The 16,801-nt window shown below is 40.9% G+C and carries 15 protein-coding genes; 13 read left to right on the forward strand and 2 right to left on the reverse strand.

Annotated features, from left to right (window positions below):
* Positions 1-624 precede the first annotated feature (624 nt).
* The 6 genes from ACSR9O_RS06750 to ACSR9O_RS06775 are packed head-to-tail and all read left to right on the forward strand — an operon-like array spanning position 625 to position 6,698.
* Positions 625-1,728, forward strand: coding sequence for an amidohydrolase/deacetylase family metallohydrolase (locus ACSR9O_RS06750; protein WP_491724172.1), 1,104 nt, complete (start codon positions 625-627; stop codon positions 1,726-1,728).
* On the forward strand, positions 1,706-2,815 hold the full coding sequence (locus ACSR9O_RS06755) for a DgaE family pyridoxal phosphate-dependent ammonia lyase (RefSeq protein WP_491724173.1): 1,110 nt from the start codon (positions 1,706-1,708) through the stop codon (positions 2,813-2,815). The genes ACSR9O_RS06750 and ACSR9O_RS06755 overlap by 23 nt, the downstream gene beginning before the upstream one ends.
* On the forward strand, positions 2,812-3,567 hold the full coding sequence (gene dagF / locus ACSR9O_RS06760; RefSeq protein ID WP_491724174.1) for a 2-dehydro-3-deoxy-phosphogluconate aldolase: 756 nt from the start codon (positions 2,812-2,814) through the stop codon (positions 3,565-3,567). Before ACSR9O_RS06755 ends, dagF begins: the two co-directional genes overlap by 4 nt.
* Complete coding sequence (locus ACSR9O_RS06765; RefSeq protein WP_491724175.1) at positions 3,560-4,573, forward strand: sugar kinase; 1,014 nt, start codon at positions 3,560-3,562, stop codon at positions 4,571-4,573. The genes dagF and ACSR9O_RS06765 overlap by 8 nt, the downstream gene beginning before the upstream one ends.
* A gap of 16 nt (positions 4,574-4,589) precedes the next feature.
* A complete protein-coding gene (locus tag ACSR9O_RS06770) occupies positions 4,590-5,312 on the forward strand; it encodes a GntR family transcriptional regulator (protein ID WP_101221927.1) in 723 nt (240 codons plus the stop codon).
* A gap of 60 nt (positions 5,313-5,372) precedes the next feature.
* Positions 5,373-6,698, forward strand: coding sequence for a GntT/GntP/DsdX family permease (locus ACSR9O_RS06775; RefSeq protein WP_101221928.1), 1,326 nt, complete (start codon positions 5,373-5,375; stop codon positions 6,696-6,698).
* 213 nt (positions 6,699-6,911) lie between these two features.
* Here ACSR9O_RS06775 and yppF read toward each other — a convergent pair whose 3' ends face one another.
* On the reverse strand, positions 6,912-7,094 hold the full coding sequence (gene yppF, locus ACSR9O_RS06780; RefSeq protein WP_101221929.1) for a YppF family protein: 183 nt from the start codon (positions 7,092-7,094) through the stop codon (positions 6,912-6,914).
* 256 nt (positions 7,095-7,350) lie between these two features.
* The gene (locus tag ACSR9O_RS06785; RefSeq protein WP_101221930.1) at positions 7,351-8,643 is read right to left on the reverse strand and encodes an MFS transporter; all 1,293 of its coding nucleotides are present in this window, start codon (positions 8,641-8,643) and stop codon (positions 7,351-7,353) included.
* A gap of 752 nt (positions 8,644-9,395) precedes the next feature.
* Here ACSR9O_RS06785 and ACSR9O_RS06790 point away from each other — a divergent pair.
* The 7 genes from ACSR9O_RS06790 (at position 9,396) to ACSR9O_RS06820 (ending at position 16,791) form a co-directional block, all read left to right on the forward strand.
* Positions 9,396-9,548: a hypothetical protein gene (locus tag ACSR9O_RS06790; RefSeq protein WP_491724176.1), complete on the forward strand. Its 153-nt coding sequence runs from the start codon at positions 9,396-9,398 to the stop codon at positions 9,546-9,548.
* 488 nt (positions 9,549-10,036) lie between these two features.
* The gene (locus ACSR9O_RS06795) at positions 10,037-10,852 is read left to right on the forward strand and encodes an IclR family transcriptional regulator (protein ID WP_101221931.1); all 816 of its coding nucleotides are present in this window, start codon (positions 10,037-10,039) and stop codon (positions 10,850-10,852) included.
* A gap of 273 nt (positions 10,853-11,125) precedes the next feature.
* The gene (locus ACSR9O_RS06800) at positions 11,126-11,659 is read left to right on the forward strand and encodes a cupin domain-containing protein (RefSeq protein WP_260357540.1); all 534 of its coding nucleotides are present in this window, start codon (positions 11,126-11,128) and stop codon (positions 11,657-11,659) included.
* A 123-nt stretch (positions 11,660-11,782) separates the two neighbouring features.
* On the forward strand, positions 11,783-12,721 hold the full coding sequence (locus tag ACSR9O_RS06805) for a VOC family protein (RefSeq protein WP_434169474.1): 939 nt from the start codon (positions 11,783-11,785) through the stop codon (positions 12,719-12,721).
* A 101-nt stretch (positions 12,722-12,822) separates the two neighbouring features.
* Positions 12,823-13,614 carry an SDR family oxidoreductase gene (locus ACSR9O_RS06810; protein ID WP_101221933.1) on the forward strand — a complete coding sequence of 264 codons (792 nt, stop codon included), beginning with the start codon at positions 12,823-12,825 and terminating at the stop codon, positions 13,612-13,614.
* A 30-nt stretch (positions 13,615-13,644) separates the two neighbouring features.
* Positions 13,645-15,333: a thiamine pyrophosphate-binding protein gene (locus ACSR9O_RS06815; RefSeq protein WP_491724177.1), complete on the forward strand. Its 1,689-nt coding sequence runs from the start codon at positions 13,645-13,647 to the stop codon at positions 15,331-15,333.
* A 12-nt stretch (positions 15,334-15,345) separates the two neighbouring features.
* Positions 15,346-16,791, forward strand: coding sequence for an aldehyde dehydrogenase family protein (locus ACSR9O_RS06820; RefSeq protein ID WP_101221935.1), 1,446 nt, complete (start codon positions 15,346-15,348; stop codon positions 16,789-16,791).
* Positions 16,792-16,801 lie beyond the last annotated feature (10 nt).

A 16,801-nucleotide genomic window follows, 5' to 3' on the forward strand; every position in this document is an offset into this window, starting at 1 on the left:
GCTATTAAACTATTTGGACTGCAAGCAAGTGCATCAGGATGTCCTCAGTAATAATAGCTGATCGAAATTAATTTTAAATGTAAAACATAGACATATTAATTTTATTTATAGCAATAATTATTGGATTAATTATATGGTTGAATAAAAAGAAAAAAGGATCTAAATCAGTTTATAGACAAAAGGGGTTCTATCTAAATTTTGAAACAAAGCTGATTGGAGCGAGTGTCTTGAGGCAATGTTCAAACCCCCTTTTGTCTGACTTAGAGTTAGTTTTTTTTTAAAAAAACTTATATCAATGGATTTTTGTGAATTCGTTAAAAAAAGGGCGGGAAGAAAAATAGATAATTTTTCTTCCCGCCTTTTTTATGAAAAGCACGAAAATTTTTAAAAAGCCTAATGAGATCATATTATATGAAGAAACTAAGAAGCACATAGAAAAACAAACGATATTCTATTAAAAATTCTGTAAACTTAAATCAAACATTATAACGTTATATTGATTAGTTCAGTGAAATATGATAATCTATTTTTGTAAAGAGAAATGAAATGAATTCTTATACAATTCAGTGTAACCGTATACAAAGTGCTTGCAATCGGTAGGAAGTATCGAAAAGGATGAGGGAAATGACAGATACGTTAGTTCTGAAGAATGTAAAGATGTTAGAGGGAAATGCAGCGGATATCATACTGGAAAATGGGATGATTAAAGAAATCGCACTTCCCGGAACTGCAACAGGCAATAAGATAATAGATTATGATCAAAAAGTTTATGTTTCGAGCGGATGGATTGATATGCATGTACATGCTTTCCCGGAATTCGATCCTTATGGTGATGAGGTTGATGAGATTGGATTTAAAACTGGTGTAACAACGGTCATCGATGCGGGAAGCACGGGGGCAGATAGGATATCTGATCTAGTTATCAGTTGTGAAAATTCCAAAACGAATGTTTTCGCCTTTCTGAATATTTCGCGGATAGGTTTGAAAAGGATTGATGAGTTATCGGATATTTCATGGCTGGACGAAGGGGAATTAAGGAAGGCAATTTCCAAGTACGGGGAGTTTATCGTTGGACTTAAAGCGAGAATAAGTAAAAGTGTGGTTGGTCCAAATGGTGTCGAGCCATTAAAAATCGCTAGGAAGTTTTCGGCTGAAACTGGTTTACCATTAATGGTTCATATCGGTTCAGGGCCGCCTGATATTAAGGAAGTCCTTGATTTACTTGAGGAAAAGGACATTATTACACATTTCTTAAATGGTAAAGCGAATAATTTATTTGATGTAAGAGAAGAGCCACTGCCTGAGTTAAGTAAGGCGATTGAACGTGGTGTTCATTTGGATGTAGGTCATGGAACGGCAAGCTTTTCTTTTAAAACTGCCGAAATGGCAAAAAAGCGGGGGATCCGTTTCAATACGATCAGTACGGATATATATCGTAAAAACAGGGAGAATGGGCCAGTTTTTAATATGGCAAATGTGCTTACAAAATTTTTGTACCTCGGTTATCCATTAAAAGAAGTAATAGATGCCGTTACGGTCAATGCAGCAGCTTGGTTGCATAAACCAGAGCTTGGCAGGATTTCAACTGGGGATATTGCGAACTTGACCTTATTCTCGATCGAGAATGAGCCGACTCTTTTAGTTGATTCCGAAGGTGAAAAAAGGATGGCAGAAAAAAGAGTTGTTGTAAAAGGAGTGGTTATAAATGGAGAATACATTGAACGCTAAATACGGTTTGAAAAGAGTCATCAATGCAAGCGGAAGAATGAGCATATTGGGGGTTTCTGCCCCAACTGACACAGTGATGGACGCGATGAAAAAAGGTGGGCAAAATTATGTTGAAATTTCTGATTTAGTCGATAAGTCAGGCCAGCATATAGCGAATTTGCTTCATTCCGAAGCAGCGGTCGTCGTAAACTCAGCATCAAGTGGAATTGCGCTTTCCGTAGCGGCGATCGTGACTGAAGGAAACAGAAGGAAAAGTGAAAGGCTTCATCAAGATCTCATTCAAAAGAATGAAATCATCATGCTGAAAGGCCATAACGTTCAGTATGGTGCACCGGTTGAAACCATGATTTACCTTGGTGGAGGAAATTTGGTGGAAGTTGGGTATGCAAATGAAGGGAAGGCAGAGCATATTGCTGATGCCATAAATGAAAATACTGCCGCCATTTTATATGTGAAATCGCATCATGCTGTTCAGAAAAATATGATATCGGTCGAAGAAGCGTGGGAAGTGGCCAAAACGAATAATATCCCTCTGATTGTCGATGCAGCAGCTGAGGAGGATTTGGAAAAATATGTACAATTCTCCGACTTGGCGATCTATAGTGGATCAAAAGCCATCGAAGGACCCACATCAGGTATCGTTGCTGGCAGAAAAAAATATATCGAATGGGTAAAGGTTCAACTGCACTGTATCGGAAGGAGCATGAAGGTTGGAAAGGAAACTACCTTTGGGCTGCTTCAGGCATTGGATGAGTATTTTGACAAGACAGATAATAGCGAAAAAGAAAAGGCTAGTTTACAAGTTCTCACATCACTTGACTCCATTGATGGCGTAAAAGTAACGATAGTACAGGATGAAGCCGGCCGTGCCATTTATAGAGCCCGCATTTCCATTGATCCTTTGATAACGGAAATAACGGCGAAAGAAGTGAACGAGCAGCTCAAAAATGGGGATATTGCCATTTATACACGTGATTATGGGATTCGGCAAGGCTTTTTCGATATAGATCCGCGTCCATTGCAAGGTGATGATATACATGTCATTGAAGCACAATTAAGAACAATATTAGGAGGAAAACAAGGATGACAAACATAAACAAACGGTTATTGAATGATCGTGTAGCCTTAAATGTACTTGCAAATAGTGTAGAAAATGCAGCGGAAGTCTTTGAAGCAGCGGAAGGCCATGTATTGGTGGGTGTACTCTCAAAGGATTATCCAACTGTGGAAGCTGGTGTTACAGCAATGAAAGAATACGGAGAAGCCATTGATGAGGCCGTTTCAATAGGATTGGGCGCGGGCGATAATAGACAGGCAGCAGTTGTCGCAGAAATAGCAAAATACTATCCAGGTAGTCATATTAACCAGGTTTTTCCGGCTGTTGGTGCCACCAGGGCCAATTTAGGTGAGAAGGATAGCTGGATAAATTCACTTGTTTCTCCAACTGGGAAAGTCGGTTATGTGAATATCTCCACTGGTCCAGTAAGTGCAGGTGCAAGTGAAACTGCCATTGTGCCTATAAAAGCTGCCATTGCGCTTGTTCGTGATATGGGAGGAAATGCATTAAAATACTTTCCGATGAAAGGCCTGAAGAATGAAGATGAATATCGTGCTGTGGCAAAAGCTTGTGGTGAAGAGGGATTTGCTTTGGAACCAACAGGTGGAATCGATTTAAATAATTTCGAGACCATTTTAGAAATTGCATTAGAAGCAAAAGTGCCTAAAGTCATTCCCCATGTATATTCTTCTATCATCGATGAAGAGACTGGTAAAACGAATGATGAGGATGTACGGAAATTATTGGCCATAACAAAAAAATTGGTTGAAAAATATGCCTAAAAGGATTGTGGCATTCGGGGAAGTTATGATGCGTTTGCAGGTACCAGGGTATGAATTACTATCACAGGCTAACACTCTGCAATACTCCTTTTCAGGCACGGGAGTAAACGTAGCTTCTGCGATGACAAAGCTTGGACATGATGGGTATGTTGTGACCAAGTTACCGGATAACCCCCTCGGGGATTCAGCGATCTCAGCTTTGCAGCGCTTAGGAATTGGAAGGGGCTACATCTCCAGAGGCGGCAAATACATGGGGATGTACTTTTTGGAAAATGGATTTGGACAGCGGGCGAGCCGTGTCACATATTCCAATCGACTGGAAAGCAGTTTTAATACAGCCACCTTATCCGATTATGATATGGATATCATTTCGGAAAGTACGGATATCATCCATTTTTGCGGAATCACGCTTGCAATGGCGGAAAATGTACGGGAAAGTATGAAGGCGATGGCTGGAAAAGTCAAAGAAAAAGGCGGTACAGTCTGTTTTGATTGCAATTACCGTCCCTCTTTATGGGAGGGAGGTTATTCTGACGCAAAGCCTCATTATGAAGAAATGCTTTCTTTGGCTGATATCGTCATGATGAATGAGAAAGACGCCCTATATATTTTAGGAATGAAGTCAGAAGGCTCCACAAGGGAAGAGCAGCTTATTGAGTTGATCCCTGAAGTGGCCAAGAAATTCAATATTCAATCGATAGCAGGGACACATCGTTCAATCAACAGTGATAATAGCCATACGCTGAGGGGGTATATATACAAAGAAGAGACATTTTACTTTTCCGATATCCTATCATTTTCCGTATATGATAGAATAGGTTCAGGCGATGCTTACACAAGCGGAATCCTGCATGGCGAATTGCTAGGATATTCCCCTGAAAAGACAGTTCGGTTTGCGGCTGTATCAGGAATGCTGGCATGTACTGTCGTTGGAGATACTCCTTTGGCAACCGAAAAGGAGATACTCTCGGCAATGGAAGGTAAAATGGAAGATATTAAGAGATAAAGGCAGGAGATTAGGAATGAATGTGAACAGAAAAAATGGACCGATGTATTTACAGATAAAAGAAATATTAAAGGATCGTATTTTACATGGGGTTTATGCCATCGACACAAACATTCCCTCTGAGCCTCTTTTGGAAGAAGAATTTAACGTAAGTAAGGTCACTGTCCGTAATGCAATCAAAGAACTCGTTCAAGAGGGGTATGTTGAAAAGAAAAGCGGCAAAGGCACTAGAGTCATAGCTAATGGTTCGATTGTCAAACTTTCCAAAGGAAAGCGTTTCACAGAGCTTTTGGTGGAGGAAGGGCACTCCATTTTAAAAAAGGTGTTAAACATAAGTCATGTTGACCTTTCTTCAGACTCTAAGCTGCATTCTTTATTTGGTGACCATTGCTTAAGTATTGAACGGATATATTTATTGGACAATGAGCCTTATATTTACTTTACACATTATGTTTCACTGGATTTAAACCAAGAAGAAATAGAAGAGGTCCAGATCAATTCTTTGTACCGCTTTTTGGAAGATCAAAACGTCAAACTTGAAATTTTCAGAGATGAGTTTGCCGTTGCTATCGCTCCGGATCACATTTGCGAAACACTGAAAATCGAAAACAATAGTCCAGTACTAAAGAGGATTCGGATTTCCAGTGATGGGGACGGAAATGTTATGGAATACAGTGAAGGATATTACAACACGGCTAAACAGAACTACATTGTGACATATAACGAGCCGGTACAATAATCCCATTTATTGTATTGGTTGGTTTGATTGTAAGCGATTTCTTGGGAATGGGGAGAACATATGGATCTATATTTATTAGGAATCACGCTGATAGCAATCGTAATAGTTATTTTGGGGGTATCATGGTGGAAATGGCATGCATTCATTAGCTTGACTGTAGCCAGTTTATTTTTAGCGGTTTTTTCCGGACTGCCAATGGACAAGATTGTTGGGGCTTATGAAACGGGTGTCGGAGCGGTCCTTGGTCACCTTATTGGAATATTGGCATTGGGTACCATCTTAGGAAAGATGATGTCCGACTCTGGAGCTGGCATGCAGGTTGCTGACTTTTTCATTAATAAATTTGGTGTGAAAAAACTGCCATGGGCCATGCTCTTATCTGGTTTCATCATTGGCATTCCGGTATTTTTCGAGGTTGGTTTAGTAATATTGCTTCCTTTGGTCATTTCCATTCGGAAATCTACCAAAGTGAACATCTTGTTAATTGGTATTCCAGTACTTGCTGGCTTATCAATCGTACATGGGCTGGTACCTCCACATCCTGGAGCCATGACAGCTATTGGAATTTATAATGCTAACATGGGACAAGTACTTCTGTACTCATTGATCATTGCATTCCCGACTGCTGTTATTGCGGGACCACTATTCGCAAAATGGATTCATAAAAGGGTTATTCCTGTCGGAGAACCGGAATTGATCCGGGTGGAAACAAAGACAAGTGGATTACCAGGCACTGGAGTTTCGTTCTTCATCATCCTATTGCCGGTATTGTTGATGGTTTTAACTTTAGTGGCGCCCTATCTGCCGATACCGGGTTCCATTGAAAAAATCCTATTGTTTATCGGAAGTCCAGTGATCGCCCTATTAATCTCCTGTTTTGCAGCTTACTATTTCTTGGGCTACAGACAGGGAATGGACAAATCGCTAATTAAAAAGTTGACGGAAGAATGCTTATTGCCATTAGCTTCCATAATCCTTATTATCGGTGCTGGCGGAGGCTTCAAGCAAATTTTAATTGATAGTGGCGTAGGGACTGCAATCGCTTCCATGTCAGAGGAAATTTCCTTGTCCCCAATCGTTCTTGCATTCCTTGTGGCCGGATTAATCCGGGTTGCCACAGGTTCTGCAACCGTCGCTTTGACCACGGCGGCAGGGATCGTTTCACCGGTCGTTGCCAATATGACGGGTGTTAATCTAGAATTGCTCGTTATTGCCACGGGAGCAGGCTCACTTATGTTTTCCCATGTTAATGACGCCGGTTTCTGGTTAGTAAAAGAATACATGGGATTAACCGTTAAAGAAACTTTCAAAACATGGACAGTGATGGAAACATTACTTTCCTTCGTGGCATTCGGTTTGGTTTTAATTTTCGATATATTCATATAATTAAAGAAAATTTTTGCAAAACCTGATTATGTAGCATTTACCTCCGTGAACTGTCTTGTTGTGACAGATCACGGAGGCCTTTATTTAGTTATGAACATACTGGGGAGGGAGAAAAGGACCGGCTGTACTCTTAAAGATAGGTCGTTGCAGAAAAAACAGTAATAAAATTCATTCAAAATCGTAGTTATTTTTACTATTGACAAGGGTGTAGTTTCATCCGGGTGACGTTTGTTTGGCTCCTCGAAGATATAAGTCCTGACAGAGACTTTTATATTGCAAGATTGACAGCTTGCCGTTTACATATTCATTCTGAATATAATCCAATAATTCATTGGCATGGTTAGGCTTTTGACGTTTTTCCTGAATATAATGGAGAATTAAAACTTCTATATTCACACACTCACCTTACTTGACAAGTATTTTTTTCCATTAACAATATAACATGGGTATTCAAAAAAATATCATTTTTTGAATATTTTAACTATCGACATATTTATACAAATAAAGGATTGATTCGGAATAAGCGGTGGAATTTATCGGGAAATGCAAAAAGAACGATATTGTACCGACTTGATTTTAGGCACAAAAAAGCCCTTGATAATTCAAGGGTTTTTTTGTTGATTTAGGTCATAAAACTGATTTTGCAACGACTTCATGCTTGTATCTTTTGTACAGGTAAAGGTGATAAGCGCAGTTCTGCGGATTCTCTCTTAATGGAGAATAAATAAGCTGCCAAACCTAAGAAGGCTGTAAAAATCAGCATGGCGATCGATGAACTGAAGTCCCCGCCAGACAAGTCACGAAGCCATCCCATGATATAGCTCGAAAAGCCGCCCATGATATTCGTGAATCCAATTAGACCAGCGGCTCGTCCTGCTGTTTCAGGTGTTGAGTATTTTACCATGAGCATATTACTTAAATGGAACACACCGCCTTGACATCCCATTGCCAGTCCCATACATAGTCCGGCCAAAATAGGATTCGGGATGAAGACAGCTACCGTCAAAAAGACAGCCGTCAATGAAAATAGAATCGTGGCCATCAAACTTGGACGTCTGGTTTTGTCAGCCAGAAAACCGCATGCCAAGACAAATCCTAGAGCGAATAGCCAGGAAAGAGAAGTAATGCTCGACATTCCTTCCTTTTCGAATCCTTTTGCTTCAATGAGGTATGTAGGAAGCCAAATGCTGATTCCGAAAAATAAGAAGGAGCATACGAGCATGCCGAACCAAACGATCCAGAAACGATAATCTTGTGCGAAACTCTTCTTGTTCTCGGAGGGGGCGGTTTCTTTCATTTCATCATCCGTTTGGCGAATGAAAGCCAATTCCTCCTTACTTATACGGGGATGCTCTTCTGGTGTATTCCTCGTCATAAAGATGAACATCGGGATATTTATAAATAAGTTGAATGCTGCAAGCATAAAGAAAGCTGCTTGCCAGTGGAGTAAAGATATCACGAGCACCAAAAATACGGCTCCCATTGCCGGTCCTAAATAGTTTCCGGTAAGCCAAGATGCCTGGGCCCTACCCAATTCGCGTTTATTAAACCAGTTAGAAATGAGCTTTCCGGAAACCGGAATCATCATCCCTTCACCAAAACCAAGAATTATCCTGCTAATTAAAAATATTTCATATGAATTTGCCAGGCCTGACATAATCATCGTGAGTGTCCAAACGAATAAACCGGCGATGGCTGTTTTTCGTGCACCTAATTTATCAATGATGAAGCCCCAAAAAAGATTTGAAACTCCATAAGCAATGGTGAATACAAAAGATAGAAGACCGATCTTTGCATTTTTGTCATCGCCTGTCATACCTAGTGCATGCAAGAATTCTGGATCTGTTTGAATGATGGAAATGCCAACCTTATCAATTTGTCCGAAAAACCAAAAGAAAAAAATTGGAACGGCAATATACAACCATCTTTTTTGCCCATTTAACATAATACCATCTCCTTATCGCTCTTTAGCATTCCGCAAAATACTTATATTTGAGAATAAGTGTTTTACGGTTTTCCTTTAGAAAGGTACTAGTTTTGATTATTCATTTAAGAGCTATATCCCGCCTTTCTTTATAATTTTGATAGATAAAAAGGAATAGTGTGTTTTGTAAGGAAAACAAAGTTTTACTTTCTTAACGATAAATTAAAATAATTTGATTGTCAATTTAATATTTTGACAATTTTCTATTTTTAGAATAAATAATCTTATAAGCGCTTTCAGTCCAAAGGCGAACTCTGTTTCATCCTATTGAGTAGGAACTCCATCAAGCAAGTACTTAAAATGGAAGTAATCTAATACTTTGTGTCCAAAAAACAAATTATTATCAAATTATTAAAAATTCTGACTTGTTGATATTGAATTTAAAATCAGGAAAATCTATAATTCATTTATATTGTTTTATATATGAAATACTTAATATGGAAAATTTTGTTGGCAAAGAATATCGATGTATTAAAATTTATTTGTTTTTACTTTTATAATTGGTTATATTTGGTTGTATAACAAAGAGCTGGTCTTTCGATACGTCAATTACGCTGAGCATTCCAAATAGTTTTATATATGTAAATATGCTTTAATTGACACATATACACTATTCTATTTATACATGAAGAGTAAAGGATTGTAAGGTAGAAATGGTTGCCAATTAGAGTACTGCCTGATTCATTATCAGGAATTGCAATTGTTATCCTGCAGTGTTGGGAAACACGGTGACACCAGCTCGGGTATCGCTCTTGGCTTTTAATAGCCGTTTTCCGGAAGTGGTGAAAGCGTTGATTATATCTGATGTGACTCGTTGGACAGCTGTTGTTAACATGAAGGAAAGTAAACGGAAACTTCTGATTTGATTACAATCCATCGAAATGTGATCGGATGAACTTGCAAAGCAGAGGGCAGTGCACTCCTGACGCCAAATGTTATGGCTAGTTAGGGAAGCACAAGTGCTCACGTCAGGATACTGGTCATTTTCCTTCTCTATATCAAATTTAAAACAAATGGACATCCTATCTTCAATATCTGTCCCGACAGTGTCTTGTGTAGTGACTGAATCAGGTCAGACCTGATAGTGAGTCAAGCATATTTTAAAAATTGATTCCTAATTCCTGGTTTTCCATTATACACGGGAAGATAGGCCATTTAAGTTGCAGCAGGATCCAGGTGTGTTAAGGAAGCTAAAGAAAACAGGCAACCATTGAAGTATGCATCAAAACATTCACCAAATGAACGATCAGAAAAAAATGTACATATACTGCAAGTTCTTCTTTCTAGGTATGAAGAAAGCTTGGGTTATAGTCAGGAGAAAATGAGATTTATTCACAACGGGGGGAATACTCGAATGGCAAGCGAAGAAAAAGAGAAAGAGAAATATAGTGCTAATTCATTGGTTAGGGGCTTGGAAATCATTAAGCTCTTTAATGAAGTACAGCCGAGCTTGTCTCTTTCAGAAATAGCAAAACAACTCGGAGTAAGCAGAACAGTACCATATCGTTTATTATTCACATTACAAAATATTGGTTACTTGTCTCAGGATGAACATACCAAACGTTATAGTTTAACTCCTAAAGTTCTTGAATTGGGATTCAGCTATTTGAATAGCTTGAAATTCCAGGAAATTGTCCAACCTTATATGGAGACCTTGCGTGATGAAATCGGAGCCTCCTGCCATCTTTCCATTTTGGATGGACAGGAAGTTGTTTATGTTGGAAGTGCCCCGATCAGAGGTGTATCCGCTGTCAATGTGAACATAGGTTTGCGGCTGCCGGCACATGCTTTGGCCAATGGAAAATTACTTTTGGCATATCAACCGAAAGAATTGCTCATGCAAATGTTCAAAATCTCAAACCTTACTCCTTATACAGACAAAACACTCACCGCGCCTGGTGAATTTCAAAAACAGCTGGAATCGATTCGGCAAAATGGTTATTCGATGACAAGCGGGGAATTCCACCCTGGCATCCGTTCCGTTGCCGCCCCGATCTTTGATAGGACTGGGAAAGTATTGGCTGCCTTGAATGTCGTAGCAACAGAATCTGCTTATCAAGAGGATTTCATCGATAAAATTGCCTTGCCGAAACTGTTGGAAGTTTCTCGTCAGTTATCCGTTTATATGGGATATAGCGGGGTTAAGCCTTATCAACACGAAGATGTCTGAACGATTTAAAATCGATTAATAAGTGAATAACCTCTTTCGAAAGTGTGGATCTCCCAATAGGGAAATCCACACTTTTTTTGTGTTAAGAAAAGCAAATCGTTACAAGTTTATCCTATAGTGGTGAACGTTCGGATTATAAAAATAGTTTTAAATATTCTAAAAACTCATTGACAATGAAGCGGTTTCATTTTAGACTTAATTCATAGACAAAACAATGTTTTGCTTATGAAACATATTGGGGTTTAGAAACAACAAATAAGGAGGAATTTTAAAATGACAAAAGAAGCTTTCTCAGTGAAGGATTTTGAAAAAAAATATGTTGCCCGATTGAAAGACCGTACTCTTGATTGGAATGTCTTGAAGTTCCAAGAAGAAATTGATCCCGCTTATAGACGCGCACAGATGAGATATATCGGACGTGGTGCCACTGCCAATAACGATACGAATGTAATTGCAGGTGAACATTTCACTTTAAGTACAATGGTGCTTCCTCCGGGATGTATCGGTCCTTTGCATCTTCACGACGATGTTGAAGAAGTGTTTTTCATTCTTGAGGGTGAAGTCACGGCACTAATTCAAGAGGACAGCTACAGTGAAGTGCATGAAATTAAATTAAGTGCGAGAGACTGCATCAGCAGCCCACCTGGGGTTTATCGCGGAATTAGGAATGACGGGGATGTAGAGGCACGCATGCTCGTGATGCTAGGGGCAGTGAAGCCTAATTTACCGACTTATCCCGAAGGCAGTGAACTGGAAGAACTGCGTAAACAACGCTCTAAAGAAAGAGAAGCCATCATTAAGGACTGATCATTTAGCCGAAAAGGGCACCTGCATTATGAAAATTAATGAGGCGCCCTTTTCGATTAGATTGTTAAATAATGGCCAATGCAAATTATCTAAAGGTAAATCCAAATTATGGGAGGTATAAAAATGCTTGGGATTACTCATTTACGACATATAAGCATGATAACTCCGAATTTCGACGATCAAGCAGAGTTTTATGAAAAGGTTTGGGGACTTGATAGAGTGGATGTTCCGGGAGAGGAGAATACGGTTTATTTCCGCGGTGCTGGACCGGAACATCATATTTTAAGCCTTCACAAGGGAGAAAAACGAGGATTGCACCATATAGCTTTTGGAATGGTCGATAAAAATGCTGTGGATCGTGCAGCGGGGATTCTACAATCGAAGGGCGTTCGAATTATTGAACCACCTGGATATTTGGATGAAGCAGGTGCAGGTTATGGCCTGCGGTTTATTGATCCGGAAAATCGCGTGATTGAGCTCTCGGCTTGGGTGGAAGTGCAAACGTCTATTTGGAGCAAGAAAAATGTCGATCCAGTGAAACTGAATCATGTTGTAATGAACACGAAGAACTTAGATATGATCGTTGAGTTTTATACGGACGTACTCGGTTTTAAAGTTACTGATTGGAGTGAGCACCAAATGTCATTCCTGCGGTGCAACAGGAAGCATCACTCCATTGCCTTCAATCAAGATGAGCATGCGTCAGTCAATCATATCGCATACGAAGTCGATTCCGTGGATGAACTGATGCGAGGAATAAGCAATGTCCGAAAAGCGGGCTTGTCAGAACTTTGGGGACCTGGACGTCATGGGCCTGGAGACAATATTTTCTGTTATTTTCAAGACCCAGGCGGTTTTGTTATGGAGTATACATGTTATCTGGAAACGATCGAAGATGAATCTGAGTGGAGAGCACGTGTATGGAAACGGGTTCCGCATTTAATGGATCAGTGGGGGATTGCAGGGCCGCCGAAACCTGAAGCCCGCAAAGCAATGGGAGGAGATCCCGATCCAGGATGGGTTGATTCTCATATAGATGGTTCTGTCATGGCGGAAAAATGAGGAGGATTTTGATTTCCTCCCATGATTCTTGCGCGTAGTTAGCTTCTTGTAGATTAAAGGACAGCATTTGAGGAAAATGGCTTTGAAAAGGAGTGAAGAGAGTGGATTTAGGATTGCAAGGAAAAGTGGCTGTCATTATGGGCGGCACGTCGGGCGTGGGATTAAAAACAGCAGAAATGTTTTTAGCTGAAGGAGCGAAAGTGGCTATTTGCGGCAGAAGCGCTGAGCGTATGGAAAGTGCACAAAGTCAATTACTTTCATTTGGTGAAAAGGCAGATATTTTTGCATCAACATGTGATGTCACCTCAAAATCGGATGTGGATTCTTTCATTAATGGTACCGCTGAGAGGTTTGGCGGAATCGATATATTGGTGAATGCAGCCGGTCAAAGCGTGATGGGTCACTTTTTTGACATAACGGATGAGCAGTGGGAAGAACAGATTCAGTTAAAGTTCTTTGCCATCATATATGCAGTTCGTGCTTCGCATCCTCATTTAGTGAAAAGGGGAGGAGGGCGGATTATTAATATTAATGCGACGCTTGCTAAAGAACCTGAACGTCATATGGTAGCGACTGCAGCAGCAAGGGCTGGCCTCCTTAATTTAAGCAAAACCTTGTCCCAGGAATTGGCCTTTGACAATATATTGGTCAATTCAGTGAGTCTTGGATTGATCCGGACTGATCAATGGGAGCGAAGAAGATTGAAAAATGCGCCTGATATGGACCCTGAAGAGTATTACGGGGACCTTGCGAAAAAACGGAATATCCCCCTCGGCCGCGTAGGCGAAGCGGAAGAAGTGGCCAGTGTCATTGTTTTCCTTGCTTCAGACAAAGCAAGTTATGTAGCGGGTTCGACGATTGAGACGGCAGGAGCGATTGGAAAGGCACTATAAATATATTACTAAAAAAGGTAGGATAACGCGATGAAAATAAAAGAAGAAATAGAGTTTACGACCGCCGATTCCATCGTAAAGGAGCTTGTTCAAGCAGGAGTGGAAGCAGCTTTCGGGATTGTCAGCATTCACAATATGCCCATCTATGATGCAATTCTTAGAGAAGGGAGCATCAAACTTATATGTTCACGCGGTGAGAGCGGTGCCGTAAACATGGCTGATGGATATGCCCGCGCCACTGGGAAATTGGGTGTAGTGATTACCAGTACTGGAACAGGGGCAGGAAATGCTGCTGGTTCCTTGGTGGAAGCTTGGGCAGCTGGTGTTCCCCTTCTTCACCTTACAGGTGAGGTGGCTTCTTCTTATCTTGGTACAGGCAAAGGGTACATACATGAGTGTAAAGACCAGCTTTCAATGATGAGCGGGGCTTGTAAAAATGCAGTGAGGCTTAGAAACCCTGATCAAACCGCAGCAGTAGTTAGGAAGGCAATCGAAGAAGCGTTAACTGCACCAACGGGCCCGGTTACATTGGAAATTCCCATCGACTATCAATCGGCGATCATAGAAGATCTTTCACTCGAAGGGCTACGAGCTTCAACATCTGAAACAAATCCATTGCCATTCATTCCTGAACAAGCTGTGCAAAAAATGGTGGGGGCACGCCGTCCTGTGATATGGGCCGGTGGTGGAGTCATCAGTGCCAATGCTTCGCAAGAGCTGCAAAAATTAGCGGAAATCCTTGGTGCAGCGGTTATAACCAGTCAGTCAGGAAAAGGTTCGATTCCAGAAAACCATGAACAATGCATAGGACATTTTGCGGCATATGAAACAACTAAAGAGTTTTTAAAAAATGCAGATTTATTGATTAGCGTAGGTGTTAGGTTTAGGGGGAATGAAACATCCAACTGGAAAGTTCCGGTGCCACAAGAACATATAGCGATCGATGCGGATTGGCAGGCCATTAACCGGAACTATAAAGCCACGTTAGGATTGGTTGGCGATGCAAAAGATATGCTTGCTGCCGTCATTGAAAAGCTTGAAGAACATTCAGTTCATGCGGAGCCATCTTATTTACAAAAAGTTCTTTCGCTTAGAAATGAAGTACGTGCCCAACTCAGGGAAACGCTTGGACCTTATGAGCAATTTGTGGATGGCATGAGGGATATATTACCAGACGATACTATTCTAGTCCGTGATGTAACCGTTCAGGCAAACGTTTGGGGCAGCCGTTTATTTGAAATCTATGAACCGAGAACATCAATTCATGCATCAGGGGGAGGAATTGGTCAAGGTCTTCCAACAGCAATCGGTGCCCAAATGGGTTGTCAAGATAAAACCGTCGTTCTTATGGCTGGAGATGGTGGGTTCATGGTTAACGTCGGGGAAATGGTTACGGCAGCAGAAGAAAACTTACCAGTTATCATCGTATTATTCGATGACTCAGGCTATGGGGTTCTTCGCAATATTCAAACAGCCGCATATGGCCGGCAGGTAGCCGTGGATTTATTGAGCCCTGATTTTGTGAAACTGGCTGAGTCCATGCATTTTGAAGCGGTGCGTATTGGTTCTGGAGATGAATTCATATCCGAACTGAAAAAGGCTAAGGAAAGACGTAAACCTTCAATGATCGTTGTTGATATGGAAGCTGTGGGGCCAATGGCCAAGCCATTTGGCGGACCGCCAGGAGCTGCAGAAGTATTCAAGCCAAAAAAACTATAAGGAGGATTGAGAATGATTTCGACATACCCATTTGTTTCAGGAAAATATCTAGTTAATGGAGAATGGAGAGAATTACCGGAAAAAGTCGATGTAGTGAATCCGGCAAATACATCGGAAGTAGTTGGCCAGGTGGCAAAATGCTCTGAAGAAATCGTGAATGACGCAATTGAAGCGGCGGAAAATGCTTTTGATACGTGGTCCCGCTCTGATATCGGGGAACGGGCAACCCGTATGAATACTGCGGCAGAAGAGCTTTCAAAAGTAATCGAGGAAAATGTTACAGTGTTTGTACGTGAAAATGGCAAAACACTTGTTGAAGCTAAAAAGGATTTATTGCGCTGTGTTGAAGTCATGAAGGGCTGTGCAGCAGAGTTACTTGATTGGTGGAAGCCTGAAGTCCTCCCAGGAAAACAAAAAGTCCAAATCCGAAGAAGGGCAAGAGGTGTCACGGCAATAATCACACCATGGAATTCTCCGATGATATTAACCTTTAAAAGGGTCATACCTGCTGTTTTGGCAGGCAATGCCGTTGTCGTAAAACCTGCAACGAATTGTCCCTTAACGATCATGACCTGTTTAAAAGTAGTTGCCGAACATTTTCCTCCAGGAGTCATCAATATAGTCTCAGGATCTGGAAAAGCAATCGGCGACACACTATGTACCGATTCACGCGTACGGACATTGGCGTTTGTCGGAAGTACGGAAACCGGGAAAGATATCATGCAGAAATCATCTGGAAATCTGCAAAAAGTATATATGGAACTTGGCGGCAATGATCCTGCCATCATTTTGGAAGATGCCAATATGGATGAAGCGGCTATCAAACGTTTGAGGATGGGGATTTTACGAGCTGCGGGTCAGGTCTGTTCTGCTGTAAAAAGAGTGTATGTCCAAGAATCACGTTATGATGAAGTTGTGGAGAAGCTGACCAAAGAGTTTAGCCGGATGGTAATCGGTGATGGCATTCAGCCTGATGTAACTATGGGTCCATTGAATAATAAAGCACAATATGACTTTGTGAATAGCTTGATCGAACGTACCGCTAAGTCAGGAGGAAATATAATCACAACCGGCATCCAGCTGAATCCGGAAACTTGGGATAAAGGTTATTATATGCTTCCTTCCATTATTACTGGCGTCAATCAGCAGAGCGAATTGGTTCGAGTGGAACAATTCGGGCCCATCATTCCAATTTTACCTTTCAAAGATATTGATGAAGCTGTAAAATTAGCGAATGATAGTGAGTTTGCGCTGCGTGCATCTGTTTGGACCGAGAATGAAGATATCGCTGTCGAAATGGCAGATCGTCTTGAAGCTGGTGCTGTTTTCCATAATAATCATACCGTTTTCAGCGACTTGGCCCTGGATTTCCCTGGCTTAAAAGAAAGCGGTGTTTCTCGGGAAACAAGACATTGCGGGTTGGAATTCTTTGCGGACTCATACGGGTTTGCTGATTGAGGAAGGATGA

This window comes from Peribacillus sp. B65 (genome assembly GCF_058513295.1).

What these genes read in the sequence shown, in the direction of transcription:
- ACSR9O_RS06750 (WP_491724172.1), top strand. Translation starts at nt 625, where the DNA reads ATGACAGATACGTTAGTTCTGAAGAATGTAAAGATGTTAGAGGGAAAT.
- ACSR9O_RS06755 (WP_491724173.1), top strand. Translation starts at nt 1,706, where the DNA reads ATGGAGAATACATTGAACGCTAAATACGGTTTGAAAAGAGTCATCAAT.
- dagF (WP_491724174.1), top strand. Translation starts at nt 2,812, where the DNA reads ATGACAAACATAAACAAACGGTTATTGAATGATCGTGTAGCCTTAAAT.
- ACSR9O_RS06765 (WP_491724175.1), top strand. Translation starts at nt 3,560, where the DNA reads ATGCCTAAAAGGATTGTGGCATTCGGGGAAGTTATGATGCGTTTGCAG.
- ACSR9O_RS06770 (WP_101221927.1), top strand. Translation starts at nt 4,590, where the DNA reads ATGAATGTGAACAGAAAAAATGGACCGATGTATTTACAGATAAAAGAA.
- ACSR9O_RS06775 (WP_101221928.1), top strand. Translation starts at nt 5,373, where the DNA reads ATGGATCTATATTTATTAGGAATCACGCTGATAGCAATCGTAATAGTT.
- ACSR9O_RS06785 (WP_101221930.1), bottom strand. Translation starts at nt 8,643, where the DNA reads ATGTTAAATGGGCAAAAAAGATGGTTGTATATTGCCGTTCCAATTTTT.
- ACSR9O_RS06795 (WP_101221931.1), top strand. Translation starts at nt 10,037, where the DNA reads ATGGCAAGCGAAGAAAAAGAGAAAGAGAAATATAGTGCTAATTCATTG.
- ACSR9O_RS06800 (WP_260357540.1), top strand. Translation starts at nt 11,126, where the DNA reads ATGACAAAAGAAGCTTTCTCAGTGAAGGATTTTGAAAAAAAATATGTT.
- ACSR9O_RS06805 (WP_434169474.1), top strand. Translation starts at nt 11,783, where the DNA reads ATGCTTGGGATTACTCATTTACGACATATAAGCATGATAACTCCGAAT.
- ACSR9O_RS06815 (WP_491724177.1), top strand. Translation starts at nt 13,645, where the DNA reads ATGAAAATAAAAGAAGAAATAGAGTTTACGACCGCCGATTCCATCGTA.
- ACSR9O_RS06820 (WP_101221935.1), top strand. Translation starts at nt 15,346, where the DNA reads ATGATTTCGACATACCCATTTGTTTCAGGAAAATATCTAGTTAATGGA.